Origin of the sequence: Nonomuraea ceibae (assembly GCF_019396325.1) — a bacterium.
Taxonomy (GTDB): Bacteria; Actinomycetota; Actinomycetes; order Streptosporangiales; family Streptosporangiaceae; genus Nonomuraea; species Nonomuraea ceibae.
The window spans coordinates 1-3,323 of sequence record NZ_JAHKRO010000233.1 but is presented as its reverse complement, the minus strand read 5'-3'; the positions used below and the strand labels follow the sequence as shown (position 1 = coordinate 3,323).

The following is a 3,323-nucleotide window of genomic DNA, read 5'->3' as shown; positions in this document are numbered from 1 at the left end:
GCGAGCGCGCCGAGGCGGCGTCGGCGGCCGGCGGCGCGGACCTCGACGTCTTCCTCATGGGCGGCGGCGCCACGGTCGGCTCGGCGCTCGCCGCCGGGCTGGTCGACGTGCTGACGCTGCACCTCGCGCCCGTGATGCTGGGCTCGGGGACGCCGCTGTTCGCCGGCGGGCCGCCGCGCCCGCTGACGCGGCGGAGCGTCACCGTGACCTCGACGGCGACGCACCTGACCTACGACGTCGGCTGACGGGTCACGGGGCGGGCGCCTGGGCGAGCGACAGGCTGTTGCCGTCCGGGTCGATGATCTCCACGTGGCGCACGCCGTTGCCGTAGGTCTCCACGGGCTCGTGCTCGATGCCGTGCGCGGACAGCCGGGCCAGGATGTCGTCGAGGTCGGTCACCCCGAACGTGATCATCGTGCCGCCCACCCGTGAGGCCCGGACCGGCCGGTCGTCGAGGACGACCCACGCGTTCTCGCCGACCTGCCACAGCAGCTCGTCACCGATGATCTCGTCCGCGGGCCGCCCGAAGAACGCCTCGAACCACTTCCGCGATCTCTCCAGGTCGCTGACGCACACCACGCTGTGCAGGTCCACGGGAACCAGCTCCTTCCGTCCGTTCGCGGGGTGAGACCCGCCCCGCGCCGGAAACTCATCGCCTCAGACTTCCTCCACGCTGCTCGGCTCACGCCGGGACAGGTCGATACCGAGCTCCTCCGCGGCGCGGAAGACGTCCTCGTCGGCGTCGCGCATCTCGATGGACATGCCGTCGCTGGAGAGCACCTCGACGTTCAGGCAGAGCGACTGCATCTCCTTCATCAGCACCTTGAAGGACTCGGGGATGCCGGGCTCGGGGATGTTCTCGCCCTTGACGACGGCCTCGTAGACCTTCACGCGGCCGGCGACGTCGTCGGACTTGATCGTCAGGAGCTCCTGCAGGGCGTAGGCGGCGCCGTACGCCTCCAGCGCCCACACCTCCATCTCACCGAAGCGCTGGCCGCCGAACTGGGCCTTACCGCCGAGCGGCTGCTGGGTGATCATGGAGTAAGGGCCGGTCGAACGCGCGTGGATCTTGTCGTCGACCAGGTGGTTCAGTTTGAGGATGTAGATGTAGCCCACGGCGATGGGATAGGGGAACGGCTCGCCGCTGCGGCCGTCGAACAGCCGCGCCTTGCCGCTGCGCTCCACCAGCCGGTCGCCGTCGCGGTTGGCGATCGTGCTGCCGAGCAGGCCGATGATCTCCCGCTCGCCGGCCCCGTCGAACACCGGTGTCGCCATCTTGGTCCGCGGTTCGACCCGTTCGAGGCCCTTGTCGCGCAGCCGCTCGGCCCAGGCGTCCTCGATGCCGGAGATGTCCCAGCCCTGGGCGGCGATCCAGCCGAGATGGGTCTCCAGGACCTGGCCGATGTTCATCCGGCCGGGCACGCCCAGCGGGTTGAGGATGATGTCGACCGGGGTGCCGTCCTCCAGGAACGGCATGTCCTCGACCGGCAGGATCTTGGAGATGACGCCCTTGTTGCCGTGGCGGCCGGCCAGCTTGTCGCCGTCGGTGATCTTGCGCTTCTGTGCGACGTGCACCCGTACCAGGTCGTTGACGCCGGGCGGCAGCTCGTCACCGGCGTCGCGCGAGAACGTCCGCACGTCGATGACCGTGCCGCGCTCACCGTGCGGCACCTTCAGCGAGGTGTCGCGGACCTCACGGGCCTTCTCGCCGAAGATCGCGCGCAGCAGCCGCTCCTCGGGGGTCAGCTCGGTCTCACCCTTGGGCGTGACCTTGCCGACGAGGATGTCGCCGGGGACGACCTCGGCGCCGATGCGGATGATCCCGCGCTCGTCGAGGTCGGCCAGGACCTCTTCGGAGACGTTCGGGATGTCGCGGGTGATCTCCTCCGGGCCCAGCTTGGTGTCACGGGCGTCGACCTCGTACTCCTCGATGTGCACCGAGGACAGCACGTCGTCCTGCACCAGGCGCTGCGAGATGATGATCGCGTCCTCGTAGTTGTGCCCCTCCCACGGCATGAACGCGACCAGCAGGTTCTTGCCGAGGGCCATCTCGCCGCCGTCGGTGGACGGGCCGTCGGCGATGACCTGACGCGCCTCCACCCGGTCGCCCTCGGCCACGATCGGCTTCTGGTTGAACGAGGTGCCCTGGTTGGAGCGCTTGAACTTGGCCACCCGGTACGTCGTCCGGGTGCCGTCGTCGTTCATGACCGTGACGTAGTCGGCGGAGACCTCTTCGACCACGCCGGCCTTCTCGGCGCTGATGACGTCACCGGCGTCGGTCGCGGCACGGTATTCCATGCCGGTGCCGACCAGCGGCGCCTCGCTCCTGATCAGCGGCACCGACTGCCGCTGCATGTTCGCCCCCATCAGGGCCCGGTTGGCGTCGTCGTGCTCCAGGAACGGGATCATCGCCGTCGCCACCGACACCATCTGGCGCGGCGACACGTCGATGTAGTCGACCTCGGCCACCCGGACCAGCTCCGTCTCACCGCCCTTGGTGCGCACCAGGACGCGCGACTCGGCGAACGACCCGTCCAGGTTGAGCACCGTGTTGGCCTGCGCCTTGACGAAGCGGTCCTCCTCGTCGGCCGTCAGGTAGTCGATCCGGTCGGTCACCTTCCCGTCGACGACCTTCCGGTACGGAGTCTCCACGAAGCCGAAGGCGTTGACCCGGGCGTAGCTCGCGAGATAGCCGATGAGGCCGATGTTGGGGCCTTCAGGGGTCTCGATCGGGCACATCCGGCCGTAGTGGGACGGGTGCACGTCACGCACCTCGAACCCGGCGCGCTCCCGTGACATGCCGCCGGGCCCGAGTGCGGACAGCCGCCGCTTGTTGGTCAGGCCCGCGAGCGGGTTGGTCTGGTCGAGGAACTGCGAGAGCTGCGAGGTGCCGAAGAACTCGCGCAGCGCCGCGACGACCGGGCGGATGTTGATCAGCGTCTGCGGCGTGATCGCCTCGACGTCCTGCGTCGTCATGCGCTCGCGCACGACGCGCTCCATCCGGGCCAGGCCCAGGCGGACCTGGTTCTGGATCAGCTCGCCGACGCTGCGGACCCGCCGGTTGCCGAAATGGTCGATGTCATCGGTCTCCACCTCTCCCGGCGAGCTCTCGCCGGCGTGCAGCCTGACGAGGTATTCGATGATCGCGACCAGGTCCTCTTCGGTCAGCGTGCCCTGCGTGATCTCCGCACCGACGCCGAGCTTCTTGTTGATCTTGTAGCGGCCGACCTTGGCCAGATCGTAACGCTTGGGGTTGAAGTACAGGTTCTCCAGCAGGGTCTGCGCCGACTCCTTGGTCGGCGGCTCACCCGGCCGCAGCTTGC

3 protein-coding genes are annotated in these 3,323 nt (G+C 69.0%); 1 reads left to right on the top strand and 2 read right to left on the bottom strand.

Annotated features, from left to right (window positions below):
* Window positions 1-245, top strand: a 245-nt coding sequence (locus KME80_RS49655; RefSeq protein ID WP_219520030.1) for a dihydrofolate reductase family protein, incomplete at its 5' end; no start/stop codon positions are given.
* A 4-nt stretch (window positions 246-249) separates the two neighbouring features.
* Here the strand turns inward: KME80_RS49655 and KME80_RS49650 are convergent.
* Window positions 250-594, bottom strand: a complete 345-nt coding sequence (locus tag KME80_RS49650; protein ID WP_219520027.1) for a VOC family protein — start codon at window positions 592-594, stop codon at window positions 250-252.
* 63 nt (window positions 595-657) lie between these two features.
* Window positions 658-3,323: DNA-directed RNA polymerase subunit beta (gene rpoB / locus KME80_RS49645; protein ID WP_219520024.1), on the bottom strand; the 2,666-nt coding region annotated here is incomplete at its 5' end.